Raw genomic sequence first — 25,894 nt, 5'->3', positions numbered from 1 at the left:
ATCAACATGAACGTTAACGTACATGTTGTAAATCTCGCCCCTCGTTTCGACAGACGAAAAAAAGCCGCCCGCGAAGGCGGGCGGCTTTCATGTTCTGAACTGGTGCGTTGGATTAGCTACGGATTCAGCTACCGCCGCGGCGCATCAGGTCGAAGAATTCAGCGTTGTTCTTGGTTTGACGAATCTTGTCGAGCAGGAATTCCATCGATTCGACTTCGTCCATGTCGTGAATGAACTTGCGCAGCACCCAAACCTTTTGCAGCAGGTCCGGCTTGATCAGCAATTCTTCGCGGCGCGTGCCTGACTTGTTCAGGTTGATCGACGGGTAGACGCGCTTTTCTGCGAGACGGCGTTCCAGATGCACTTCCATGTTGCCGGTGCCCTTGAACTCTTCGTAGATCACGTCGTCCATCCGGCTGCCGGTTTCAATCAGCGCCGTGCCGATGATGGTCAGCGATCCGCCTTCCTCAATATTACGTGCCGCACCGAAGAAGCGCTTCGGGCGTTGCAGCGCGTTTGCGTCCACACCGCCGGTAAGGACCTTGCCTGAGGCTGGGACAACCGTGTTGTAGGCGCGTGCGAGACGGGTGATGGAGTCCAGCAGAATCACGACGTCGTGCTTCATTTCGACCAGGCGCTTGGCCTTTTCGATCACCATTTCCGCGACTTGCACGTGGCGCGCGGCGGGTTCGTCGAAGGTGGAAGCGATCACTTCGCCGACCACCGAGCGCTGCATTTCCGTCACTTCTTCCGGCCGTTCGTCGATCAGCAGCACGAACAGCACGATATCCGGATGGTTCGATTTGATGGCGTGCGCGATGTGCTGCAGCATCACGGTCTTGCCCGATTTCGGCGATGCCACCAGCAACCCGCGCTGACCCTTGCCGATAGGCGAGATCATGTCGATGATCCGGCCCGTCACGTTCTCTTCACCTCGCATTTCGCGCTCAAGCGGCATCGGCTTGTTCGGATGCAGCGGCGTCAGATTCTCGAACATGATCTTGTGCTTCGAGGCTTCCGGCGCCTGGCCGTTGACCTTGTCCACTTTGACCAATGCAAAGTAGCGCTCGCCGTCTTTTGGCGTACGTACTTCACCTTCGATGGTGTCGCCGGTATGCAAATTAAAGCGGCGGATTTGCGACGGGCTGATGTAGATGTCGTCTGTGCTGGCGAGATATGAAGTCTCGGGCGACCGAAGGAAGCCGAAGCCGTCAGGTAAAACTTCGAGCGTGCCGTCGCCGAAGATCGTGTCGCCGGTTTTGGCGCGCTTTTTAAGAATCGCGAACATCAATTCCTGCTTGCGCAGTCGATTGGCGTTTTCGATCTCCAGGCCATTGGCCATTTCGATCAATGCGGAGACGTGCTGAGACTTGAGCTCGGATAAATGCATACGGATTTCCCGCCAGGGAGAAGAGGTACAACAGAGAATTTGGGAGGAGAAGTGAGCTGAACGCTCAAGGACCTAAACGTATTGCTGTCTTAAGAAACGTCTTGCAGTCTTAGGATTCTAGCATAGCACATGCCGACAGGGCCTCGGGTGGCCGTGGCGACAGTGTGATTCGCTCATGTTGTGGCATCACAACAATCTGCAGAAATCTCACGTGCAGTTAACCGCTTTTGCCGTCTTTACTTGTATTCACCGGCGCTGCCCGGATAAGACCCGGTTCGGACGCCGGCGCTTGTCGCTGGAAGCCAGCTAATGCGCGAAAGCCGGAAATGCCGTTGCGGGCTTTCCGGCTTCGAGTCACAACTTCGGGCCCAGCTTCAAATCACAGATTGCTGTCCAGGAACGCGGTCAGTTGCGACTTGGACAATGCGCCGACCTTTTGCGCAGCGACTGCACCATTCTTGAAAAGGATCAGCGTGGGGATCCCGCGCACTCCGAACTTCACCGGTGTCGATTGATGCTCGTCCACATTGATCTTCGCGATCTGCAGGCGGTCGCCGTAATCCTTGGCCACTTCGTCGAGGATCGGAGCAATCATCTTGCAAGGACCGCACCATTCCGCCCAGAAGTCGAGCAAGACAGGTTTATCCGATTTCGTGACGTCCTGGTCAAAGGATGCGTCGCTGATATGTTTGATCGATTCGCTCATTATGTGAATACCTCTATGAATTCGAGGCCCGCGTTTGAATGCTCGCCACGATACACCAAAACAGGAAATAGTTCGCCGCGCTGCGGGGTGTAGAACCGCTCGCTTGGATGGGCGCATACCGTTGCCGGAAAAGCCGCCTTCTGCCCGTCACACGGTGATTAACCAGTGCTTTAAAATGTCATCTTAGCTTACTTTGCTATCTGTTGCCGGGTACCGATAGGCCCCGTCGGGACGAACCTCCGGCGCGCGATATTGCGACCTATTCAGCGGCGGTTTTAACCAGCGAGCACATGTGGCAAGGCTGCTTGCCCCCAGGTCACGCATATTGCGATTGCGCGCCTGAATTGCAATAGCATGGTGGGCGTGGCGATCCTTCTCTGATATGATTCTCCGTGACGGGCCTCCTCGCATGGTGGCGCGGTCAACCTGGTCAGGTCGGGAACGAAGCAGCCACAGCCGTTTTCTACCAGTGCCGAGGGTCGGGCTCGTCACCTTCGCTTTTTGTCGTTATCCGCTGTCCTCAGTTCTTCGCCGTACCCCCCGTAGTTTCCCGAGCATCTCCTCAGTTCTCATCGTTTTGTCCCTCGTTTCGAATCTCCTGTCTTCCAGGTTTCTTGCGTCCTGTTAAGGTTTGCGTTTTTCATACGCTTACTTCTCACCTTTATTGCTCACGATTTTCGCCCTTGAAGAAGCCATTCTGCAGGTATGCGCGGGAGGTTTTGACTCGTCGCTTCCACGGGCGTGTGCCACTAGGCGAAACGCTTTGCCCCTTGACGTTGCTGATACAATTTCGGCATGACCTATCAAGTTCTCGCACGCAAGTGGCGGCCCAAATCTTTCGCTTCGCTCGTTGGCCAGGAGCACGTGGTACGCGCGCTTACGCACGCGCTCGACGGCGGACGGCTGCACCACGCCTATCTGTTCACCGGCACGCGCGGGGTCGGCAAGACGACGCTGTCGCGGATCTTCGCCAAGGCGCTCAACTGCGAGACCGGCGTGACATCCACGCCGTGCGGCGTATGCCGGGCGTGCAAGGAGATTGATGAGGGGCGGTTTGTCGATTATGTGGAGATGGACGCGGCCAGTAATCGCGGCGTGGACGAAATGGCCGCGCTGCTCGAGCGCGCGGTGTACGCCCCGGTCGACGCGCGTTTCAAGGTCTACATGATCGACGAAGTGCACATGCTCACGAACCACGCGTTCAACGCCATGTTGAAGACGCTGGAAGAGCCGCCTGCACACGTCAAGTTCATCCTGGCCACCACCGATCCCCAGAAGATTCCGGTCACCGTGCTGTCGCGCTGCCTGCAGTTCAATCTGAAGCAGATGCCGGCGGGGCAGATCGTGGGGCATCTGGAACATGTGCTCGGTGAAGAGCAGATCCCGTTCGAGCTGCAAGCGTTGCGGCTCTTGTCGCGTGCCGCCGACGGCAGCATGCGCGACGCGCTTTCGCTTACCGATCAGGCCATCGCGTATTCGGCCAATCAGGTCACCGAGGAGGCCGTGCGCGGCATGCTCGGCGCGCTCGACCAGAGTTATCTGATCCGCTTGCTCGATACCCTTGCCGCCGGCGACGGGGAGGGGGTGCTTGGCATCGCGGACGAGATGGCGTTGCGCAGTTTGTCGTTCTCCACCGCGCTGCAGGATTTGGCCGGCTTGTTGCACCGGATCGCCTGGGCGCAATTCGCGCCTGCTTCGGTGCTGGACGAATGGCCGGAGGCAACCGATATCCGCCGTTTCGCCGACTTGCTCAGCGCCGAGCACGTGCAGCTGTTCTATCAGATTGCAACGATCGGGCGCGGTGAGATGGGTCTGGCACCCGATGAATACGCCGGTTTCACCATGACCCTGCTGCGCATGCTTGCGTTCGAACCCGCTGGTGGTCCGGGCGGCGGTGGCGGCGCGCGGGTCAGGCAGGCGGTTGTGGGTTCGGCCGGTGCGAGCACACGTGAATCGGCGCCGAGCGGTGTTGTAGCCGGTGGGACGGGTTTGTCGGTAGCGGGGGCTGCAAAGCCCGTGGTGGGTCGCGCGGCTGATGTCGCTTCGAAAGGACCGGCCGCACCGGGTTCGGAGCGCGAAAAAGCGCCGCTCTCGCAGGATGCGGGTCAAGCAGCGTTGACCGGGCGTAGTGCTGCTGCGGATGGGCGCGATTCGGCTGCGGCACCGACGGTGGATTCTGTATCCGTCCCGAGCGAAAATCGTGCAGCGACTAGCGACGATACCGTGCAAAGCCTTGCCATTGAGCCTGAGCCGGTTGCGAAGCCGCGGGCTGTCACGGAGCCTGGTCAAGCGGCTGCGGTTGTCGATAATCCCGCTGTTTCCTTGGCCCTCGAAAGCGCTCCAAACGATACCGCGTACGGGAAGACTGAAGCGCCGATGGACACGCTTGTGGCCGGGCATGAAGTTGGTGCAGAGGAGGCAGGCGCGGCAGATGCTCGAAGCGCGTCGGCGGCCATTCCTGCTGCACCCGAATCGCCCGAAGTGACCGCGCTATCCTCAGATCCTTTGAATTCGCAGTCTTCCGGCGACACGCCTTCGTCACCTACCGGCCCCGGTGCATCGCCGGATGGCGTATTAGCCACTCCGGCGGCCGAACCCGATTCCAGTCCGGCGACGCTGGCAGCCGCCGCCCAGGAACTCGTCGATCGCGCCGCTGCCGATCGGCCCGGGAATCGCGTCGACAACCGGGCCGTGCCGTCGGCCGAAAAAAACGCGTCGCCACGTCCGGCGGGCGGTGCTAGCGCCGCGCTCGATGTGTTGCGCAGCGCCGGCAATCGGGTATCGTCCGATCGGGTATCGCGTGTTCCCGAACCCGTGCGCAAACCCGCAGCCGCCAAAGTGGCGCCTGCCGTGCAGGTTCCTGTGCCGCGCCGGCCTGCTGCTTCAGCCGATCAAAGCGCAGCACCTGCCGCGGGCGACTCCAGGTTCGGTGGCGCGCAGCCCAACGCGAACGGCAATGATACAAATGGCGTAGCGCCGCGTAACGCTAACGGCACTGGTGCTATCCCCGGCAAGAACAGCGGCGGCGCAACCCCTCCGTGGGAGGAAATGCCGCTGGACGACTATCAACCGGTGTCGTCGGAAGATGGCTATTTCATGCCGCCCGACGACGGTTTCATGCCGGCGTTTGACAGCGGCCCGGATGACTTGCGCTTTAACGATGCGCCCGCCGCCAAGCCTGCACCCAAAGTCGATGCACGTCCGCTGCCGCCCGCCGTCGCGCTCGATGCCATTGGAGTGAGTGGTGACTGGCCATCGCTTGCCGTGGATTTGCCGCTGAAGGGGATCGCGTACCAACTCGCCTTCAATAGCGAACTGACCGCGTGCGACGACACGTCCATCACGCTTGCCGTGCCGGTCCCGCAATACGCCGAAAGCGCGCAGGTCGCGAAGCTGAAGGTTGCATTAACCGATAAGCTCGGCCGGTCGATCGACGTGAACGTGAGTGTCGGTCCGGCGCGTCGCACGGCCGCGGCGGTCGATGCCGCCGTTCGCGCGCAGCGCCAGCAGGAGGCGGAGCAGGAGATTACGCAGAACCCGTTCGTGCAGTCGCTGATCCGCGATTTTGGCGCGAGTATCGTGCAAGGTTCGATCAAGCCGCTGGCATTGGGTAACGCGCAGGATGGCAGCCAGAACGCGGCATCGGCGAATTGACGTTTTTTCGGTGGGCGAAGAAGGAATAGCGTGGTGCAGGGCGGAACATCATGGTGAGCTGCGCCGCAGGCAAGCACACAGTGCTCAAGCGCCGAGAGCCGTTAAGCTACGCAGCCCATGAGAACGCTGGAAAGCGATACAGCCAGAACCCCTGCGGAGCGAACCAGTCAGAGCGTTAAAGCGCCCGCCCGAGAGGGTTGGGCAAGCACGAAGGTAAGGAACTCCTTCATGCTGGACGGCTTGAACGAACATCGAAACACCCGCTGCAAAACATATAAAGCACACAAAGCAACAACCATCACCCATTCACAGCCCGCGCGCAGGCGAGCCGATCCCGAACCGCGCGGCATGCACCCATTCTCTTTACCCCGTTTCCAGCAAGGAGCCCGACCATGATGAAGAACCAACTCGCCGGCTTGATGAAGCAAGCTCAGCAGATGCAGGACAACATGAAGAAGATGCAGGACGAACTCGCCCTGGTCGAAGTGGAAGGACAGTCCGGCGCCGGCCTCGTGAAGGTGACCATGACGTGCAAAAACGACGTCCGCCGCGTATCGATCGACCCGAGCCTGCTCGCCGACGACAAGGACATGCTGGAGGACCTCGTTGCCGCTGCGTTCAACGACGCCGTGCGCAAAGCCGAAGCCACCACGCAGGAAAAGATGAGCGGCATGACGGCCGGCATGCCGATGCCGCCGGGTTTCAAGCTGCCGTTCTAAACACCTCAACCCTCAGAGCATAGGGTCCCAAGCGCATGAAACAACCTTCCGCCTTGTCGGCGCTCGTCGAAGCGCTGCGCGCGCTGCCGGGCGTGGGTCCCAAGTCGGCGCAGCGCATGGCCTATCACCTGATGCAGCACGATCGGCCGGGCGCTGAAAAGCTCGGCCGCTCTCTGATGTTCGCCACCGAGCATCTGCAGCATTGCGAGAAGTGCAATACGTTCACCGAGGCGGCGATTTGCGAAGTCTGCATCGACCCCGAACGCGATCCTGAACTGCTTTGTGTGGTCGAAACACCCGCCGACCAGATCATGCTCGAACAGACGCTGACGTATCGCGGGCTATATTTTGTGTTGATGGGACGGCTGAGTCCGCTCGATGGCATCGGGCCGAAAGAGATCCATTTCGATCGCCTGATCCAGCGCGCCACTGACGGCCTCGTGAAGGAAATCGTGCTCGCTACGAACTTCACGAACGAAGGCGAGGCGACTGCGCATTACCTCGCACAGACGCTCAAGTCGAAGGGCCTGAAGGTGACGCGCCTGGCGCGCGGAGTGCCGGTAGGCGGCGAACTCGAATACGTTGACGCGGGTACGATTGCGCGTGCAATGCTTGACCGGCGCTCAGTTTAGACAGCAGTTTGTAGGCGTTAGTCACACCGCAACAAGGCAACGATATGACTGAAGCAGAAGCATTGGCGCTCGCCACGCACCGGCATTACAAGGGCGGTTTATATCGCGTGATCGGCGTGGCGAGGCATTCAGAGACGGAAGAGCCGATGATCGTCTATGAGCATCTCTGGCCGCACGATCATGGCCTGTGGGTGCGTCCGGCGGAATTATTCAACGGCACACTCGCCGACGGGTCGCCGCGGTTCAAGGCGCTCGACATTCCGCTGTAAAAGGCGATGCGCACTGAAGGCCTTTCCGGCCCAGATAAACCACTTCAAACCGCTTCGAAACTGACAACGAAGGAGACACCATGAGCGTTTCTTCGGGACCGCTCGCCGGCGTCAAGGTGCTCGAACTCGGTACGCTGATCGCCGGGCCGTTCGCCGCACGCTTCATGGGCGAGTTTGGCGCCGACGTGATCAAGATCGAAGATCCTAACGGCGGCGATCCGCTGCGCAAATGGCGCAAGCTGTATCCGGAAGTGGGTGGGACATCTCTATGGTGGGCCGTCCAGGCACGCAATAAAAAGTCGGTGACGGTCAACCTCAAGTCCCCCGAAGGCAAGGAAATCGTCCGGCGGCTGGCGAAGGAAGCCGATATCGTCGTCGAGAATTTCCGGCCGGGCTTGCTCGAGAAACTCGGGCTGGGTTACGAGGTGTTGTCGGCCGAGAACCGCGGTCTCGTGATGGTGCGCCTGTCGGGCTACGGGCAGACCGGGCCGTATCGCGACCGGCCGGGCTTTGGCGCCATCGCCGAATCGATGGGCGGATTGCGCCACATCACCGGTTACCCGGACCTGCCGCCGCCGCGCATCGGCATTTCCATTGGTGACTCCATTGCAGCGCTGCATGGCGTGATCGGCGCGCTGATGGCGTTGCATCACCGGCAAGCGAATGGCGGCAAAGGACAAGTAGTCGATGTCGCGCTGTACGAAGCCGTCTTCAACATGATGGAAAGCGTTGTCCCCGAATACGGCGTGTACGGCATGATCCGCGAGCGCACGGGCGCGTCGCTGCCGGGCATCGTGCCGTCGAATACGTATCCGTGCCGCGACGGCAGCATTGTGATTGGCGGCAACAGCGATCCAATCTTCAAACGGCTGATGCTTGCCATCGGCCGCGAGGACCTGGGCAACGATCCCACGCTGGCATCGAATGACGGGCGTGTGCCGCGCACGCGGGAAATTGACGATGCTATCCGCGTATGGCTTTGTACCCGTTCCATCGATGAGGCGCTCGCCGTGCTGAACGCCGCGGATGTTCCTGCCGGCCGGATCTACAGCGTGGCCGATATGTTCACCGATCCGCAATACATCGCGCGCCAGATGATCCAGCATTTTCCCTGGCAGGATGGCCGGGAGATTGCGCTGCCGAACGTCACACCGAAGTTGTCGGAGACCCCGGGCGAGACACGCTGGCTCGGCCCGCAACTCGGCGAACACACCGATGAAGTCCTGCAATCTCTCGGGTATGAGCCTGACGAGATTGCGCGACTGCGGGCGAGCAAGGCGATTTAAGCATTTCCACGTCAACGGTCCGCAAAACACAGAACTCGGCACGCGGGGTCGGCTAGCTGATCCTGCAAGCTAAAGGTAGCTTCGACATCAACGCCGTGCTCGCCAGCACCGGGTACAGACGGCATGAGCGCTGGTGCTTGAGGAGACCCTGTGCAACGCCGGAGTGAGCGCGACATTCGATGAAACGCCAGCCGAGCACCTGCGATATCGAAAAGATGTGAGATCGGCGGCCAGCTTGTTCAACGTTGTGAGAACACGCAACCGTCATCCGCCACCTCACGATCCATCAAGGTTCGATCACGATCTTCCCCGACACCCGTCGGCTAGCCATCTCGTTCAACGCGGCGGCGGTCTCTTCAAGAGCGTAGCGCTTCGTGACATGCGGCCGTACCCGGCCTTCCTTGATCCAACCGAAAATCTGCTGCAACGCGGCACTCGCCAATCCGGGCTCCCGCTGGATATGCTGGCCCCAGAACACGCCGACAATACTTGCGCCCTTGAGCAGCGCGAGGTTGAGCGGCAGCTTCGGAATCTCGCCGTTCGCAAACCCGACCACGAGATACCGGCCGCGCCACCCGATACTGCGAAAAGCCGGCTCCGCGTACTCGCCGCCGACCGGATCGTAGATGACGTCGGGCCCGTTCCCGTCTGTCAGCGCCTTGATCCGTTCGCGCAGGTTTTCACTCGTGTAGTCGATGGTGGCGTCCGCACCATGTTTCACGCACAACGCGAGCTTCTCCGGACTCGACGCCGCCGCAATCACGCGCGCACCGAGCGCCTTGCCAATTTCCACCGCTGCCAGCCCGACGCCGCCCGCCGCGCCCAGCACGAGCATGGTTTCACCGGCCTTCAGTGCACCCCGGTCGACCACGGCGTGGTGCGAGGTGCCGTACGCGAGCGTAATGGCTGCAGCGCTGGCGAAGTCGATGTCGTCGGGCAACGGCATACATGCCGCCTCGCTTGCCAGCGCCTGCTCGGCGAACGCGCCCTGCGCCGTGTAGGCGGCGACCCGCATGCCGGCCTTCAGCCGCTTGACGTCCGGACCCACGGCCCGCACCACACCGGCGAATTCGGAACCCGGCGTGAACGGCAGTTCGGGTTTCATCTGATACTTGTTCTGGATCACGAGGACGTCAGGGAAGTTCACGCTGGCGGCGCGTACGTCGATCACAACCTGGCCCGGCCCGGGCTGCAGATCGGGCAGTGTTTCGAGGACGAGGGACTCCGGTGGTCCGTACTGGTTGCATCGAATGGCGCGCATGGTGTCTCCGGGTGAAATTATCGTGATCTGGCAGTGTAGATCAGGGCTGCGTGAGCGTGCTGCTGCCGCTGTCGCGTTGGCCGGACGGTCTATAAAACGCGCGCAATTTGCCCACTGTAAAGCGCTGTAGCAGACCGTTTGGCCGAGGGCCCCGACGTCGATCCGCGGGCCTTCCTTCCTCGGTTACAATCGTCGGATGCGAATCCTACTCAGCAACGACGACGGTTATCTGGCCCGCGGCCTTAACGTGCTGCACGAGGCCATGCAGCCGCTTGGCGAAGTCACTGTGATGGCGCCGGAGCAAAACTGCAGCGGCGCTTCGAACTCACTGACGCTGTCGCGCCCGCTCATCATTCACACCGCGGCGAACGGTTTCAACTACGTGAACGGCACGCCAACGGATTCGGTGCACATCGCGCTGACGGGCATGTTGGCCGAGCAGCCGGATCTGGTCGTATCGGGGATCAACAACGGCCAGAACATGGGCGAGGACACGCTGTATTCCGGCACGGTCGCGGCGGCCACGGAAGGGTTCATGTTCGGCGTGCCGGCCATTGCCTTCTCGCTGGTCGGGCGCGACTGGCTGCATCTGGAGGACGCGGCGCGCGTGGCGGCGGACATCGTCGCGCATTATCTCGCGCACCCCATGCCCGGCCATCCGCTGCTCAACGTGAACATTCCGAGTCTGCCGTATGACGAGATGGGCGAGTGGCGCATTACGCGGCTGGGCAAACGCCATCCGTCGCAGCCGGTCGTTCGGCAAATCGATCCGCGCGGTAACCCGATCTGGTGGATCGGGCCATCCGGCGACGCGCTCGATGCGAGCGAGGGCACGGACTTCCATGCGGTCGCGAACGGCCATATATCGATTACGCCGCTGCAACTCGATCTGACACACACCAAGCTGCTGCCGGCTACGCGCGAGTGGGCTGAAGCACGGAGCCGCCGTTCATGACGGACGAACGCGCGAAACGCTTTCCGCTGGCGCTCGCCGATCTGGTGCGCGAGCCGCGCAAGGCGACTGCGCGTCCCGATGCGCGCAGCAAGCCGGCATTGAAGGCGATTTCGGGTGGCGGCGTTTTGAAATCCGCGGCCGGCACGCACAAGGTCTCTGCAGCCGCCCCGAAGCTCGCGGCCGGAAGGGCAGTAAAACCATCGGCTGGCATGCATGCCGGGATGAAGGCGAGTGTGGCGGCGAAACCTGAATCAAAGGCGCTCGCGGGCAACACGGCGGCGCGAGGCGTGGCGGGGAGTCAGGCTGCATCGGCGGGAGATGGACATCGTTCGGCAGCAAGATTGCATGCTGCGTCGAAGCCTTCCACGGTGGTCGCGCATCATCAGCCTGGCGCGTTGCGCTCGGGTGCGCGTCCGAACGACACACGCGATGCTCAGCCAAAGTCCAGGACGAACATAAAGCTGGATGCAAAATCGAAGTCACAACCGGCGCCGCAGCCAGAGGTCAAATCGAGCGCCGTCCGAAAGACTGCATCACAGGCCGGGCAGCAAAGCACCCACGCGCTGACATCGGAACGAGTGCGCGAGCGCATGGTCGAACGGCTGCGTGCCAACGGCATTACGGACGCACGCGTGCTAGCCGCCATGGCCGCCGTTCCGCGCCATATGTTCGTCGATCCCGGACTTGCCACGCAGGCCTATGAAGATGCGGCGCTGCCCATCGGTCATCATCAGACTATCTCGAAGCCGTCGGTGGTCGCGCGGATGATCGAGCTGGTCGCCACCGGGCGCACGCTCAGGAATGTGCTGGAAATCGGCACGGGCTGCGGGTATCAGGCGGCCGTGCTGTCGCAGGTTGCAACTGACGTGTATTCCATTGAGCGGATCCGGCCGTTATCCGAGCGGGCGAAGCTGAACCTGCGGCCATTGCGTGTGCCGAACATCCGTCTGCATTACGGCGATGGGCGCCTCGGATTACCGGCGGTCGCGCCGTTCGACGCCATTGTGATTGCCTGTGCCGGCCTCGACGTTCCGCAGGCGTTGCTCGATCAACTCGCTGTAGGCGGCAGACTTGTTGCGCCCGTCGGATCCCAGACGGCGCAAGCGCAGATACTGACACTCGTCGAGCGCGTTTCGCCCACTCAGTGGCGCGAGTCGCAGCTCGATCGGGTTTTCTTTGTACCCTTAAAATCCGGAGTGATTTGACACCGATGAGTATGTTGCGTGCTAAACGAGAAGTGAGCGCGAACCCCGGTCTGTCGGTGGTTCAGCGCGGTGTATGCGTCGTGGCGCTGTCCGCACTGGCCGCCTGCGCGACCCGGATGGATCAGGCGCCCGTCGTCGACCGGACTGGATCCGCTATCGGCACGCAGACCGCCCAGGATGGAGCCGCGTTGCCGCCGGGTCCGCCGCCGCCGGGTTACTACCGGGTGAAGCCGGGTGACACCCTATACCGGATCGCACTGGAAAACGGCCAGAATTATCGGGATATCGCGTCGTGGAACAACATGACGAACCCGAACCAGATTGAAGTCGACCAGTTGCTGCGCGTGGCGCCTCCGGGCGCCAATCTCGCGGCTGCAACACCGGGCGTTTCTACCGCTCCGATTGTTGGCGGTGGGGTGCAGGCCCAGCCGCTCAACAATACGTACGGAGCGAATTCGGCGGCGGCCCCCGGTACGGCGCCTGGCACGAATGGGTACGCAAACGGCAGTACCCCGCCGGCACCGAATTACGGTACGTCTTCCGGCATGGGGGCCATGCCGGGCACAGCGGCGCCAGGCTTGGCCATGACGCAGCCGCCGGGAACGGGTGTCGACAATGGCGCGGCCGCGGTTCCGGCTGCGCAACCGGCGTTCATCTGGCCGGCGCGTGGACCGATTCTCGGCACGTTCGACGAAGCGAAGAACAAAGGTTTGAACATTGGCGGCGCAAGCGGAGATCCGGTCAATGCAGCGGCCGATGGACGGGTCGTCTACTCCGGCAACGGTCTGCGCGGCTATGGAAATCTGGTCATCATCAAGCACGACGCAACTTTTCTTACCGCGTACGCACATAACAGTGCTTTGATGGTAAAAGAAGGAGACGCGGTGACAAAAGGGCAGAAAATCGCCGAGATGGGCAACAGTGATTCGGACCGTGTGATGTTGCATTTCGAAGTTCGCCGGCAGGGCAAACCTGTCGACCCTCTGAAGTATTTGCCGCCGCAATAAGCGAAATCATCATGCCTAAATCGAAGCGCCGCCCGCCGCAAGCCGAGACTGAGACAATCAGCCGACCCACGCAGACAACGGTGGACGACGGCGCTTCGAGCCAGGCAGACGAATCTGAAAGCGAAACGGCCGACGCCGAGCTCGATTCAGATGAAGAAGGTGGCGTAAACTGCAAGGATGCCGTCGAGGGTGCGGCTGATTCCGTACCTGACGTCGACGACTTCAAGTCTATTTTGCAGGCCGAACTCACGGCCGACACAATCCAGCATTATCTGAATCGCATCAGCGTGAAACCGTTGCTGACCGTCGAGGAAGAGCAGCGCTATTCGCGGCTGGCGAAAGCCGGCGAATTCGAAGCGCGCCAGGTCATGATCGAGCGCAATCTGCGGCTGGTGGTCAGTATCGCGAAGGGGTATTTGAACCGTGGCGTGCCGCTGCTCGATCTGATCGAGGAGGGCAATCTCGGCTTGATGCACGCTATCGAAAAATTCGATCCCACGCGTGGTTTCCGGTTTTCGACCTATGCCACGTGGTGGATCCGGCAGAGCATCGAGCGCGCGATCATGAATCAGGCGCGCACTGTGCGTTTACCCGTGCACGTGATACGCGAACTCAATCAGGTGCTGCGCGCGAAACGTCATCTCGAAAAAAGCTCGGCGAACTCGACGGCGGCCATTGCGCCGGACCGGCGCGACGCGAGTATCGATGACATCGCGCATCTCACTGGCAAAACGCCCGAGGAAGTGACAGACATCCTCGCGCTCAATGAACACACGGCGTCGCTGGATGCGCCGCTCGATCTCGATCCGGCGAGCAGTTTGCTCGATTTGCTGTCCGACGACGCGAGCCAGTCGCCGGATTCGGAAGTTCAACATCGTGAACTTGAAACGCTCACGAAGCTGTGGCTTTCCCGTCTCTCCGACAAACACCGGCACGTGATCGAGCGCCGTTTCGGCCTGAACCATATTGAGCCGGCCACGCTCGAAGAACTCGCCGACGAAATGGGTCTGACGCGCGAACGCGTGCGCCAGATCCAGCAGGAAGCGCTGGTCCGGCTCAAGCGTTTCTTTGCATCGAACGGTGTGCGAAAAGACGCCGTGCTTTAGGCGCAGCGTCGTCCTTGCAATGCTGTCCTTAAAAAAGTAATGACTCCAATTCTCGTATTCGACATCGAGACGATTCCCGATGTCGACGGTATTCGCCGTCTCGACACCCTTCCCGCCACGCTGACCGACATCGAAGTAGCGGAGCATGCGTTCGCCGCGCGCCGCGAAAAGGTAGGCAACGACTTCCTGCCGCACCATCTGCAGCGCATTGCCGCCATTTCGTGCGTGTTTCGAGATAACACGGGTTTTCGCGTGCGTTCGCTCGGCGCAACGACCGATTCCGAGGCGTCGCTGATCCAATCGTTTTTTCGCGTGATCGAAAAATATACGCCGCAGCTCGTTTCATGGAATGGCGGCGGTTTCGATCTGCCCGTGCTGCACTACCGAGCGATGGTGCACGGCGTGGCGGCGTCCCGCTATTGGGACCAGGGCAACGACGATCGCGAGTTTCGCTACAACAACTACCTCAGCCGTTACCACGCGCGCCACACCGACCTGATGGACGTGCTAGCGATGTACCAGGCGCGCGCGAGCGCGCCGCTCGATGCGCTCGCCAAGCTGTGCGGTTTTCCCGGCAAGCTGGGCATGGACGGGGGCATGGTCTGGCAGGCGTACTCGGAAGGACGCATAGAAGAGATCCGCAATTATTGCGAGACGGACGTGGTCAACACGTACCTGATGTACTGCCGTTTTCAACTGATGCGCGGCGGGTTTTCCCCTGAGGAGTATGCCGACGAGATCAGCTTTGTAAAGAATGCGCTCGCGCTTGAACCGGCGTCCCATTGGGCTGAATATCTGGCGGCATTCGACGACTGAGCGCCGCGCCGGGGCTCACCCGGCATCGTCTACAATCTCGCCTTTGCTGCTCTTTTCCGGGGTGTTGGCCCCGCTTTTCGTTTCGTCTTCCACTTCCCGATTGTTCATTCTTTTCACTTTATTTTCTCTTTAGCCAGGAAGTCCGCAGGTGTCTCACGCTCGAAAAAAATCGCGTAATCGCTGGAATCCGCCGGTCCGGATCGTTCCTCTGGACCCTTCGGCTGCACCGCTCGAGATCGAAATCAAATCGCTCGATATGGACGCCCAAGGTGTCGGCCGCGCGACGGCCGAGGACGGCTCGGAAGGCAAGGTTATTTTCGTGGAAGGTGCGCTGCCGGGTGAACGCGTGTTGTACGCGAGCTTTCGTAGGAAGGCCGCATTCGAGCAGGCGCTGCTGATAAAAATCCTGCGTGAAAGCGTCATGCGCACGCGGCCGAAATGCCCCTATTTTAGTAAATGCGGCGGCTGCTCCATGCAGCACCTCGATGTGCGGGCGCAGATTGCCGTCAAGCAACGCGTCCTCGAGGACAACCTCCAGCACATCGGCAAGCTCCACGCCGAAACGATCTACCGGCCTATTCACGGGCCGTCGTGGGGATACCGGTACCGGGCGCGGCTGGCGGTGCGGCTGATCGCGGGAAAGGGCGGCGCGCTGGTGGGATTCCACGAGAAAAAGAGCAGTTTCGTCGCCGATATTGAAACGTGCGACGTCCTGCACCCGAATGTGTCGGCGCTATTGATGCCGCTGCGCGCGCTCGTCCGGGATTTGTCCATTCGCGACCGCCTGCCGCAGATTGAAGTGGCAGTTGGCGCTGAGACAACCGCGCTGGTCCTGCGGGTACTCGAGCCGTTGACGCCAGCGGATGAAGCGCTGCTGCGTACGTTCGCCGATACCCATGGTGTCCAGTTCTGGCTGCAGCCAAAGGGACCGGAAACGGCTTATCCGTTTTATCCTCTCGGGCAGGAACTGGCTTACACGCTGCCGGAATTCGGTATCCGCATGCCGTTCAAGCCAACCGATTTCACCCAGGTCAATCATCAGATCAACCGGGTGCTCGTCAGCCGCGCGTTGCGGCTGCTTGCCGCGCAGCGCACGGATCGGGTGTTGGATTTGTTTTGCGGTATCGGCAACTTCACGCTGCCGCTCGCGCGGGTGGCACGTGAGGTGGTGGGAATAGAGGGTAGCGCGGGCCTCACAGAACGTGCGCTGGAAAACGCCAGGACAAATGGTGTCCATGAGCATACGTCGTTCGCATGCCGAAACCTGTTCGAGATCACAGCCGACGATTTTCGCGCGCTAGGTCCCTTCGACAAGATTCTCATCGATCCACCGCGTGAGGGTGCGCTGGCGGTATCAAAGGCGCTGGGGGAGATTGCCCACAGCGGTGAGGGCGTGTTGCCCAAGCGCATTGTGTACGTCTCCTGCAATCCGGCAACACTCGCCCGGGACGCGGGCGTGCTCGTGCGCGATGCCGGTTATCGCATGAAGGGCGCGGGTGTGGTGAACATGTTTCCGCATACATCGCACGTTGAATCGATTGCGCTGTTCGAGCGAGATTGATCCCGGGGTTTTGCATCTCCCAGCTTTCCGAGCATAAAAAAACCGGCCTTCGAAAAGGCCGGTTTTTTGCGAGCGAAGCAGAATTAACGCGCAATCAGTTCCGGTTGCCGCCGAAGATACCGAGCAGCATCAACAGGTTCGTGAATACGTTGTACAAGTCCAGATAGATCGCGAGTGCGGCGCTGATGTAATTCGTTTCTCCGCCATTCACCACGCGCTGGACGTCAAACAGCATGTACGCCGAGAAAATCACGATAGCCAGCACCGATACCGTCAACATCAAGGCCGGCAGGTGCAGGAACACGTTCGCGAACGCGGCGAGCAGCAATACCAGTACGCCCATGAAGAGCCACTTTCCGAGACCGGAAAAGTCGCGCTTGCTGACCGTCGCGATCGTCGCCATGGCAGCGAAGATCACACCAGTGCCACCAAACGCCATCATGATGAGCTGCGGCCCGTTCGTGTAGCCGAGAATGAAGCTCAGCAAACGCGACAGCATCAGGCCCATGAAGAACGTGAAGCCGAGCAACACGAACACGCCAATGCTGCTGTTCTTGGTGCGCTCGATGGCGAACATGAAGCCGAACGCGATTGCCATGAAGGCGATGAAGCTCATGGCCGGGCTGGTTGCCGCGAACAGGGAGAACCCTGTTGCTACACCGACCCAAGCGCCCAACACGGTTGGGACCATGGACAGCGCGAGCAGCCAGTAGGTGTTCCGCAGTACGCGGTTGCGGGTTTCGGACGACGTGACGCTACCGCTGCGGCCAAAACCGTAAGGGGATTCGTTCATGGTTTCTCCTTGCCTAAACTTGTGTAAAGCCATCTGGTTCCAAAAACACCGGCTTGTTTTGCCCTAAAACGCCGACGCTGTGCTGTGCGAATACACGGCTTTTGTCGGTCGGTCGGGCTCGTTGGACGATTTGCCGCGAACACCCTTTGGCTGCATTGTACGCTGCGGGCCCGAAGGCCGTTTCAACACAAAATATGGGCCCATCTTGCACCGAAATCAACGATGCTGCGGCGCAGCAGCAAGACCGCTAAAATTACCGCGCGTTTCATACCCACGTTGCGGTTCGCACTGCAATTCCGAACCACGTTTCACCTATGCTTTGATGCTTACGAAGTCGTAAGGTTTCCATCGCAATCATACAACGCTTCGTGCTACAATTGTCGATTCATTTATTTTCGTAACCCGTTCATTTTTTGGAGTTTTTCATGGCGATCGAGCGCACCCTGTCGATTATTAAACCGGATGCAGTGGCAAAGAATGTGATCGGCCAGATCTACAGCCGTTTTGAGCAAGCTGGCCTCAAGGTCATCGCAGCTCGCATGGTCCACCTGTCGCGCGCTGACGCGGAAAAGTTCTACGCGGTTCACGCTGCACGCCCGTTCTTCAAGGACCTGGTCGAATTCATGATCTCCGGCCCCGTGATGATCCAGGCGCTGGAAGGCGAGAACGCCATCCTGACGAATCGTGACCTGATGGGCGCGACCGACCCGAAGAAGGCTGACAAAGGCACGATCCGCGCGGATTTCGCCGACAGCATCGACGCTAATGCCGTGCACGGTTCGGACGCTGCTGAAACCGCACGTCAGGAAATCGCTTTCTTCTTCCCCGAAGTGAACGTCTATTCGCGTTGATTCGGGAGTAGATTTATCGCTGGAATTGGCGCGAAATAGCTGGAGCGCGGCTCAGAACGTGTTCCATTTTTCGCTCAGCAAGGAAATGGCAGAATCGAAATGACAGCTGCAACAGTCAACCTTCTGGACCTCGATGCCGCCGGGCTCGTCGCTTATTGCGACAGCCTGGGCGAGAAGCCGTTTCGCGCCAAGCAATTGCAACGCTGGATTCACCAGTTCGGTGTCGACGACTTCGACGGCATGACGGATCTGGCGAAATCGCTGCGTGAAAAACTGAAAGGGCGGGCAAGCCTGGACATGCCCGCTATCGTCCGCGATCACGTGTCCACCGACGGCACTCGCAAGTGGCTGATCGACGTGGGTAACAGCAACGCGGTCGAAACCGTGTACATCCCGGAAGAAAATCGCGGCACGCTCTGCGTTTCGTCGCAAGCGGGCTGCGCCGTGAATTGCCGGTTTTGCTCCACCGGCAAGCAGGGCTTTTCGCGCAACCTGAGCACGGGCGAGATCATCGGCCAGTTGCGCATGGCCGAGTTTGCGCTGCGGGCTTCGAAAAGCGGTAGTGACGGCGCGCCGAATAACGGCAAGGCCGATCGCGTGGTGACCAACGTCGTAATGATGGGCATGGGCGAGCCCCTGCTCAACTACGACGCGGTCGTGCCGGCCATGCGGCTGATGCTCGACGACAACGCGTACGGACTGTCGCGTCGCCGCGTGACGTTGTCCACTTCGGGCGTCGTGCCCATGATGGACCGTCTCGGCGCGGATCTGCCGGTCGCGCTTGCCGTGTCGCTGCACGCGCCCATCGACTCGCTTCGCGACATGCTCGTGCCGCTCAACAAGAAATATCCGTTGCGGGAATTGATGGCCGCCTGCCAGCGTTACCTGAAGGTCGCGCCGCGTGATTTCGTCACATTCGAATATTGCATGCTCGACGGCGTGAACGACACCGAAGCGCACGCGCGCGAGTTGGTTGCGCTCACGCGCGACGTGCCGTGCAAATTCAACCTGATCCCGTTCAATCCGTTCCCCGAGTCCGGTCTGATGCGCTCGAGCAACGAACAGATCAAGCGGTTCGCGCAAGTGCTGATGGACGCCGGCGTCGTGACCACCGTGCGCAAGACGCGCGGCGACGACATCGACGCGGCATGCGGGCAGTTGGCAGGCGCGGTCCAGGATCGTACGCGGCTGGCGCAGCGCATGGGCAAGCCGGCGAAGGTCATCGAGGTTCGTGCTGTCTGAGTTCCCGGCGGGATAGTTGCGCTGCCGGCCTGCGGCGCCTCATTCGGCGGAAAAACTGGAAAATCCGGCAATAAATGCCAGAAGGCGGCACACAATGCCGTGCATTTTGTTATAAAGCCGTCTGCAACGCCGACTCGGCTGTGTCGTGCGGTGGCGCTAAGGTCAGCAACGAAGCTGAACAGCGACAAAAAAGAATCAATGCGAGGAATTTGGGATGAGTGAGCCGCAGCACCCGACGCCTTTCGGCGCTCATAAAGCTGGCCAATCAGGCAGTCAGTCCGGTGCTTTGCCCGGAAGTCAGCCCGAGAACGCCGCGAGCGCCGCCAATACCGCGCCGGGCGGCATTCAGCAGGCAGCGAGTCTTGATTCAGTCGCCGCGGTGGGTGTGCGACTTACGCAACTTCGCGAAGCGAAGAACTGGTCTTTGGACGACGTATCCGCGCGGCTGAAGGTATCGCCGCAGAAACTGCGTGCGCTCGAGAGCGGTGATCTCAGCCTTTTCCCGGACCGGAATTTCGCGACGGGCATTGTGCGCAGCTACGCGAAAATCATGGGTGCCGACCCGGCTCCCTTCACGGCCGCGTTGCGTCACGCTAACGGCCCCCTCGAGCAGAATTTATCGTTGCCGGCATCGTCCGGTGCAGGTTTGCCGCGTGGCCGCGTGTCGGTCCCGCTGGGCAGTTCGCCGCGACGCCGGTCCTGGTTGTGGGGCGTTGCTGCTGTGATCGTGGCCGTGATTGCGCTCGCGATGTGGCACACGGGCGGGGATTCTGCCGCATGGTTTGCCCGGCTGAAGGCCAGCGCCAGCAGTGCAACCCAGGCAACGAACAGCGACACCAGTGCGAGTTCGTCGGCGGCGGCTACCGACGAAGCGACGGCTAATACGGGTTCGGTCGCGTCGGGTGACGCCGTTACGGAAGCGCAGGCGAATGGAGCCGAGGCTCAGGCGGGAACTCAGGCTGCCGCGCAGGCAGGTGCCCAGCCTATGCCGAGCCCGCTAGGTACGAACGCGCTTCCCGCGTCTTCATCCACCATTACGGCCGTTCAGGGCGCCGCCGCGCATCCACAAAGCGCGAGCGCACCGGTCACGGCGCCGTTGGCGAATGCAGTAAAGGCGGGTGCGGCTGTTACTGCATCAGCGGTTGCTTCGGTCGGCACTGGCGCGAACCAACTTGAATTGAAGGTGGCAAGCGATAGCTGGTTCAGCGTGCGCCAGAAGGATGGCAAGGAAGTGTTTTCGGGTCTGGTCAAAGCCGGCAGCGTGCAACAGGTGGCAGGCGACGCGCCGTTCAAGATCACGGTCGGAAATCGTGCGGGCCTTGAATCGTTGATGTTCGACGGACAACCCGTCGATGCAGCTAAATTCGGTCCTGCGAAGGGCAACGTCGCCCGCTTTTCGCTGCCTTGAGTTCGGCCGCGCGCGTGCTCGCGTGAGGTTGAGTCCGCGTTGTTAGACAACGCGGGCTTGAAAGAATTACGCCACACAGCGTGAGGGGCTTTGAGACCGGTTCTCAGCCTTGACACGGAGTTGTGCGAAGATTTCATCAAGGCGTCGCAAAGGTGGCGGCGCCGTTTTTATGTCCTCGAGTCTCATTCATGTCCAGATACGCGTCACCGTGTGATAGCCGGCGGCGCAAAGGGTCTTTCGATGCAATCCGAAGCTCAACAACCCCTTATTGAAAGCAAGATTTGTTCGTCGGAGCCCGTCTTCGGCGGATCGTGGAAACGGCGCTCATCGCATGCCGTCGACGTCCGCTGGGGCGGTCAGCTCGTGACAATCGGCGGCGATGCGCCCGTGCGCGTCCAGTCGATGACGAATACCGATACCGCCGACGCCATCGGCACGGCAATCCAGGTCAAGGAACTGGCGCAAGCCGGATCGGAACTGGTGCGGATCACGGTGAACACGCCCGAAGCCGCAGCAGCAGTGCCCGCGGTACGCGAACAGCTTGACCGGATGGGCGTGACCGTGCCGCTCGTCGGAGACTTTCATTACAACGGTCATACGCTGTTGCGCGACTATCCGGCTTGCGCCGAAGCATTATCGAAGTACCGGATCAATCCGGGCAACGTGGGCGCGGGCGCCAAACGCGACACGCAGTTCGCCCAGATGATCGAAGCGGCTGCGCGCTATGACAAGCCGGTCCGGATCGGCGTGAACTGGGGCAGCCTCGACCAGGATCTGCTCGCGCGGATGATGGACGAAAACGCGGCCCGTTCCACCCCGTGGGAAGCGCAAAGCGTGATGTATGAAGCGCTGATTCAATCGGCGATCGGGTCGGCGGAACGTGCGGTCGAACTGGGCCTGGGGCGCGACAAGATCATCCTGTCGTGCAAGGTAAGCGGCGTGCAGGACCTGATTGCCGTGTATCGCGAATTGGCCAAGCGCTGCAGCTTCGCGTTGCACCTCGGCCTGACCGAAGCGGGCATGGGATCGAAGGGCATCGTAGCGTCGACGGCAGCGTTGTCGGTGCTGCTGCAGGAAGGAATCGGCGACACGATCCGCATCTCGCTCACCCCGGAACCCGGCGGCGCGCGGACCGGCGAAGTGATCGTCGGCCAGGAAATCCTGCAGACCATGGGCCTGCGTTCGTTCACCCCGATGGTGATTGCATGCCCGGGTTGCGGACGCACCACCAGCACGTTGTTCCAGGAATTGGCGTCGCAGATCCAGGCGTATCTGCGCAACTCAATGCCCGAATGGCGCGATCAGTTCCCAGGCGTCGAGAAAATGCACGTCGCGGTCATGGGTTGCATCGTGAATGGACCGGGCGAGTCGAAGCAGGCGAATATCGGCATCAGCTTGCCGGGGTCGGGCGAGAATCCGGCGGCGCCGGTGTTTATCGACGGCGTGAAGGTCAAGACGCTGCGCGGCGAGCATATCGCCGAGGATTTCCAGCAAATCGTCAGCGAGTACGTGACGCGGACCTACGGCAAGCGCGAAACCGCGCAGGCAGAAACACTTTAAAGACAGATGACTGAACAGAAGAAAAAGCTCGAGAAACTGAGCGGCGTGAAGGGCATGAACGACATCCTCCCGCAGGATGCCGCGTTGTGGGAATTCTTCGAAAGCACCGTCAAGTCGATGCTGCGCGCATACGGCTATCAGCAGATCCGCACGCCGATCGTCGAGCCCACGCAGTTGTTCACGCGCGGCATTGGCGAAGTGACGGATATCGTCGAGAAGGAAATGTACAGCTTCACCGACGCCCTCAACGGCGAGCAACTCACCATGCGCCCGGAGAATACGGCGGCTGTGGTGCGTGCGTCGATCGAACACAATCTGCTCTACGACGGCCCGAAGCGGCTGTGGTACATCGGTCCCATGTTCCGTCACGAGCGTCCGCAGCGCGGGCGGTACCGGCAATTTTATCAAGTCGGCGTGGAAGCGCTTGGCTTCGCCGGACCGGACACCGACGCTGAAATCATCATGATGTGCCAGCGCTTGTGGGACGATCTCGGACTCTCCGGCATTCGGCTCGAACTGAACTCGCTCGGCCAGCCGGAAGAGCGTGCGGCGCATCGCAAGGAACTGATCGCGTATCTCGAGCAGCATGTTGATGCACTCGACGAAGAATCGAAGCGCCGTCTCTACACCAATCCGTTGCGCGTGCTGGACACCAAGAATCCGGCGATGCAGGAGATTGCGACCAACGCGCCGAAGCTCGTTGATTTCCTTGGGGCCGAATCGCTCGCGCACTTCGACGGTGTTCAGCGTTTGCTTAAGACGAACAACATCCCGTTCAAGATCAATCCGCGTCTGGTTCGTGGTCTCGATTACTACAATCTCACCGTGTTCGAATGGGTGACCGACAAGCTCGGCGCGCAGGGAACGGTGGCGGGCGGCGGCCGCTACGATCCGCTGATCGAGCAACTGGGCGGCAAGCCGACGGCGGCGTGCGGCTGGGCGATGGGCGTCGAGCGCATTCTTGAGTTGCTGAAAGAAGAAGATCTGGTGCCGGCGCCGGAAGGCACCGACATCTACGTGGTGCACCAGGGTGAAGCGGCGGCGGAGCAGGCGTTCATCATCGCCGAGCGGCTGCGCGACACCGGCCTGGACGTGATCCTGCATTGCAGCCCGGACGGCACGCCGGCGAGCTTCAAGTCGCAGATGAAAAAGGCCGATGCCAGCGGTGCGGCTTTTGCCGTGGTGCTGGGCGAGAACGAACTGGCGCAGGGCATGGTCGGCGTGAAGCCGCTGCGCAGTGCATCGGTCGAGTCGACGGGGCAAAAGAACGAGCAAGCCACGGTGCCGGTGGAAGACTTGACCGAATTTCTAATCAATGCGATGGTGGCAACCGCCGACGATAGCGCCGACTGATTTGTCGGGCGGCGCCGCGCGGGCAAAGCCGTGCAGCGGGTCGAAACAACGGCGTGCAGCGTTGCGCGCGAATACAAAAGCAGTCAAGGAATACGCAGGGCATGAGCTATCACGAAGAACAAGAGTCACTTGAAAATCTGAAAGCCTGGTGGGCGAAATGGGGCAACTCCACGACCTGGATCGTCCTTGCTGTGCTCGTCGTCGCGGCGGGCTGGAACGGCTGGAATTTCTGGCAGCGCAGGCAGGCGGCCGAAGCTGCCGTGCTCTACGACCAGGTGCAGCAAGCGGTGGCATCGAGTGACAAGGCAATGGTCACACGGGCCGCGACGGACATGGAAGACAAGTTCGGCGGCACCGCGTACGCGCAGATGACGGCGCTGGCCGCCGCCAAATCGCTATACACCGCAGGGGACAGTGCAGGGGCTAAAACGCAACTGCAATGGGCCGCCGACCACGCGAAGGACGATGAATACAAACAGATCGCGAAATTGCGGCTGTCTTTGTTGCTGCTCGATGAAAAAGCCTATGACGCTGGCCTGAAGGTGCTCGCTGACGCGCCGCTCGACGCGTTCAAGGGTGTGGTGTCGGACCGTCGCGGTGACCTGCTGGCGGCCGAAGGCAAGCGCGATGACGCGCGCGCCGCTTACAAGGTTGCGCTCGACACGCTGCCGAAATCCGATACGTCCGCTCGTCAACTGGTCCAGTTCAAGCTGGACGCACTCGGCGGCTAGCGCCGACGGCCGCCTTGAGGCCTGTCAGCCGACCTCGTCCTTATGCAGGCGCGTCGCTCACTAGGTTAAAGTCACCGGTTTGCAGCGGTGATTGCAACCTTAGCGAGCACCACGCCGCACACCGATCAACCGATTTCACTTATTCATGTTGCGTCCACCGATGACCTTTCTGAAACGCTACGCTCTTCCGCTCGCTTGCGCGATGACGGTTATGCTCACCGCCTGCGCGACTAAGGACGAACGCCGCATACCGACTCCGCTTGTAGACATCAAGCCGGTCCTGACCGTGGAGCAGGCCTGGAAGGCGAGTGTCGGCAAGGCCGGACGTTACCTGTTCTCGCCGGTGGCAATTGGTGACTTCGTCTACGCGGCTGGCGCGAACGGCACGGTGGCGAAGATCGATGCCAAGACCGGTCAGGACGTATGGCGCATCAAGCTCAAAGACGATCTGTCGGCGGGCGTGGGCAGCGACGGCAACCTGACCGCGGTCGGTGGCCTGAAAGGCAACGTCTACGTGCTCGGACCGGACGGCAAGCAACTCTGGACGGCAACCGCACCGGGCGAAATCATCTCGCCGCCGCTGGTCGGCAATGACGTCGTCGTCGTACGGACGATCGACGGCAAGGTTATTGCGTTCAACGCCCAAACCGGCGAACAGAAGTGGATATTCCAGGCGCGCGCCGTGCCGCTCAACCTGCGTGTGGCTGCGGGCATGACGTTCGCCGCTTCGCAGGCGGTGCTGGCGGGCTTCCCGGGCGGTACCTTCGCAGCAATCAATCTGCAAACCGGCGACGCCTACTGGCAGACGCCGGTGTCGTTCCCGAAGGGCGTGACTGAAGTCGAGCGTATCAACGACGTCACCGGTGCGCCTACTCTGGTGGGATCGGAAACGTGCGCGGTGACGTTCCAGGGCCGCATTGGATGTTTCGATGCGAATTCGGGCCGTCCGCAATGGGAAAAGGCGTTCTCGAGCGACAGCGGCCTGGCGCAGGACAACGAAATGGTCGCTGCCGGCGACGACTGGTCGATCGTCAACGCGTTTAGCGGGATCGACGGCGCACCGCTCTGGAAGAACGACAAGCTGAAGAATCGCATGGTCAGCGTGCCGTTTATCCTGGGCCGCGCGGTCGTGCTTGGCGACTTCGAGGGTTACGTGCATTTCCTTTCGACGGCAAATGGACAATTCGTCGGCCGGGCTAAGACCGATGGCAGTGCAATCACTGCTGCGCCTGTGTTGGCGGGCGATACCCTGGTTATCCAGACGCACGACGGCGGCTTGTACGGTTTCCGTCCACGCTGATGTGACGGTTTGAGTTGATCTAGCGTTCTGACGAACGTGCCGGCTTTGCCGGCCGTTCGCGTTTTTCCGGACTTTTTTGTTTTTTGAGT

At 60.9% G+C, this 25,894-nt stretch carries 22 protein-coding genes and 1 other RNA gene; 19 read left to right on the top strand and 4 right to left on the bottom strand.

The window, feature by feature from the left end:
- Positions 1-124 precede the first annotated feature (124 nt).
- Positions 125-1,390: a transcription termination factor Rho gene (gene rho / locus FH08_RS0100585; RefSeq protein WP_031356444.1), complete on the bottom strand. Its 1,266-nt coding sequence runs from the start codon at positions 1,388-1,390 to the stop codon at positions 125-127.
- 379 nt (positions 1,391-1,769) lie between these two features.
- Entirely contained in the window at positions 1,770-2,096 is a 327-nt protein-coding gene (gene trxA, locus FH08_RS0100580; RefSeq protein ID WP_031356443.1) for a thioredoxin TrxA, read from the bottom strand.
- A 394-nt stretch (positions 2,097-2,490) separates the two neighbouring features.
- Between trxA and ffs the strand changes: the two genes are divergently transcribed.
- The 6 genes from ffs (at position 2,491) to FH08_RS0100555 (ending at position 8,656) form a co-directional block, all read left to right on the top strand.
- Positions 2,491-2,589: signal recognition particle sRNA small type (gene ffs / locus FH08_RS49955), an RNA gene on the top strand.
- 302 nt (positions 2,590-2,891) lie between these two features.
- Entirely contained in the window at positions 2,892-5,750 is a 2,859-nt protein-coding gene (locus tag FH08_RS0100575; protein WP_031356442.1) for a DNA polymerase III subunit gamma/tau, read from the top strand.
- A gap of 392 nt (positions 5,751-6,142) precedes the next feature.
- Positions 6,143-6,469 (top strand): YbaB/EbfC family nucleoid-associated protein, encoded by a 327-nt coding sequence (locus tag FH08_RS0100570; protein WP_031356441.1) that lies wholly within the window; start codon positions 6,143-6,145, stop codon positions 6,467-6,469.
- Between the two features lie 35 nt (positions 6,470-6,504).
- On the top strand, positions 6,505-7,101 hold the full coding sequence (recR, locus tag FH08_RS0100565; RefSeq protein ID WP_031356440.1) for a recombination mediator RecR: 597 nt from the start codon (positions 6,505-6,507) through the stop codon (positions 7,099-7,101).
- Positions 7,102-7,145: 44 nt separating this feature from the next.
- A complete protein-coding gene (locus FH08_RS0100560) occupies positions 7,146-7,370 on the top strand; it encodes a DUF1653 domain-containing protein (protein ID WP_031356439.1) in 225 nt (74 codons plus the stop codon).
- Positions 7,371-7,450: 80 nt separating this feature from the next.
- The gene (locus FH08_RS0100555; protein WP_031356438.1) at positions 7,451-8,656 is read left to right on the top strand and encodes a CaiB/BaiF CoA transferase family protein; all 1,206 of its coding nucleotides are present in this window, start codon (positions 7,451-7,453) and stop codon (positions 8,654-8,656) included.
- A gap of 286 nt (positions 8,657-8,942) precedes the next feature.
- Here the strand turns inward: FH08_RS0100555 and FH08_RS0100550 are convergent, their stop codons facing one another.
- A complete protein-coding gene (locus FH08_RS0100550; protein ID WP_031356437.1) occupies positions 8,943-9,917 on the bottom strand; it encodes an NADPH:quinone oxidoreductase family protein in 975 nt (324 codons plus the stop codon).
- Positions 9,918-10,113: 196 nt separating this feature from the next.
- On the opposite strand from FH08_RS0100550, the gene surE reads away from it, so the two are divergent.
- The 6 genes from surE to rlmD all read left to right on the top strand — a co-directional run bounded on the left by surE (position 10,114) and on the right by rlmD (position 16,567).
- Positions 10,114-10,872, top strand: coding sequence for a 5'/3'-nucleotidase SurE (surE, locus tag FH08_RS0100545; RefSeq protein WP_031356436.1), 759 nt, complete (start codon positions 10,114-10,116; stop codon positions 10,870-10,872).
- The gene (locus tag FH08_RS0100540) at positions 10,869-12,077 is read left to right on the top strand and encodes a protein-L-isoaspartate(D-aspartate) O-methyltransferase (protein ID WP_031356435.1); all 1,209 of its coding nucleotides are present in this window, start codon (positions 10,869-10,871) and stop codon (positions 12,075-12,077) included. The genes surE and FH08_RS0100540 overlap by 4 nt, the downstream gene beginning before the upstream one ends.
- Positions 12,078-12,082: 5 nt before the next feature.
- Entirely contained in the window at positions 12,083-13,084 is a 1,002-nt protein-coding gene (locus tag FH08_RS0100535) for a peptidoglycan DD-metalloendopeptidase family protein (protein WP_031356434.1), read from the top strand.
- 11 nt (positions 13,085-13,095) lie between these two features.
- Positions 13,096-14,190, top strand: a complete 1,095-nt coding sequence (gene rpoS, locus FH08_RS0100530) for an RNA polymerase sigma factor RpoS (protein ID WP_031356433.1) — start codon at positions 13,096-13,098, stop codon at positions 14,188-14,190.
- 39 nt (positions 14,191-14,229) lie between these two features.
- On the top strand, positions 14,230-15,006 hold the full coding sequence (locus FH08_RS0100525) for a 3'-5' exonuclease (RefSeq protein WP_031356432.1): 777 nt from the start codon (positions 14,230-14,232) through the stop codon (positions 15,004-15,006).
- Between the two features lie 199 nt (positions 15,007-15,205).
- Positions 15,206-16,567, top strand: coding sequence for a 23S rRNA (uracil(1939)-C(5))-methyltransferase RlmD (gene rlmD / locus FH08_RS0100515; RefSeq protein WP_051887610.1), 1,362 nt, complete (start codon positions 15,206-15,208; stop codon positions 16,565-16,567).
- A 94-nt stretch (positions 16,568-16,661) separates the two neighbouring features.
- On the opposite strand, the gene FH08_RS0100510 is transcribed toward rlmD, so the two are convergent.
- The gene (locus FH08_RS0100510; RefSeq protein WP_031356430.1) at positions 16,662-17,360 is read right to left on the bottom strand and encodes a Bax inhibitor-1/YccA family protein; all 699 of its coding nucleotides are present in this window, start codon (positions 17,358-17,360) and stop codon (positions 16,662-16,664) included.
- A 425-nt stretch (positions 17,361-17,785) separates the two neighbouring features.
- Between FH08_RS0100510 and ndk the strand changes: the two genes are divergently transcribed.
- From ndk to bamB, 7 genes are all read left to right on the top strand, one after another.
- The gene (gene ndk, locus FH08_RS0100505; protein WP_031356429.1) at positions 17,786-18,211 is read left to right on the top strand and encodes a nucleoside-diphosphate kinase; all 426 of its coding nucleotides are present in this window, start codon (positions 17,786-17,788) and stop codon (positions 18,209-18,211) included.
- A gap of 99 nt (positions 18,212-18,310) precedes the next feature.
- Complete coding sequence (gene rlmN, locus FH08_RS0100500; RefSeq protein ID WP_031356428.1) at positions 18,311-19,453, top strand: 23S rRNA (adenine(2503)-C(2))-methyltransferase RlmN; 1,143 nt, start codon at positions 18,311-18,313, stop codon at positions 19,451-19,453.
- A 214-nt stretch (positions 19,454-19,667) separates the two neighbouring features.
- Positions 19,668-20,861 carry a helix-turn-helix domain-containing protein gene (locus FH08_RS0100495; RefSeq protein WP_031356427.1) on the top strand — a complete coding sequence of 398 codons (1,194 nt, stop codon included), beginning with the start codon at positions 19,668-19,670 and terminating at the stop codon, positions 20,859-20,861.
- Positions 20,862-21,101: 240 nt separating this feature from the next.
- Positions 21,102-22,421, top strand: coding sequence for a flavodoxin-dependent (E)-4-hydroxy-3-methylbut-2-enyl-diphosphate synthase (ispG, locus tag FH08_RS0100490; RefSeq protein WP_031356426.1), 1,320 nt, complete (start codon positions 21,102-21,104; stop codon positions 22,419-22,421).
- A gap of 6 nt (positions 22,422-22,427) precedes the next feature.
- Complete coding sequence (gene hisS, locus FH08_RS0100485) at positions 22,428-23,774, top strand: histidine--tRNA ligase (protein WP_031356425.1); 1,347 nt, start codon at positions 22,428-22,430, stop codon at positions 23,772-23,774.
- Positions 23,775-23,875: 101 nt separating this feature from the next.
- Positions 23,876-24,505: a YfgM family protein gene (locus FH08_RS0100480; RefSeq protein WP_031356424.1), complete on the top strand. Its 630-nt coding sequence runs from the start codon at positions 23,876-23,878 to the stop codon at positions 24,503-24,505.
- Positions 24,506-24,665: 160 nt separating this feature from the next.
- Positions 24,666-25,805 carry an outer membrane protein assembly factor BamB gene (bamB, locus tag FH08_RS0100475; RefSeq protein ID WP_031356423.1) on the top strand — a complete coding sequence of 380 codons (1,140 nt, stop codon included), beginning with the start codon at positions 24,666-24,668 and terminating at the stop codon, positions 25,803-25,805.
- Positions 25,806-25,894 lie beyond the last annotated feature (89 nt).

It is taken from the genome of Caballeronia sordidicola, assembly GCF_000729995.1.
GTDB classification, from domain to species: Bacteria; Pseudomonadota; Gammaproteobacteria; order Burkholderiales; family Burkholderiaceae; genus Caballeronia; species Caballeronia sordidicola_A.
Note: the sequence above shows the minus strand (reverse complement) of the source record. Positions and strands in the feature narration are given on the sequence as shown.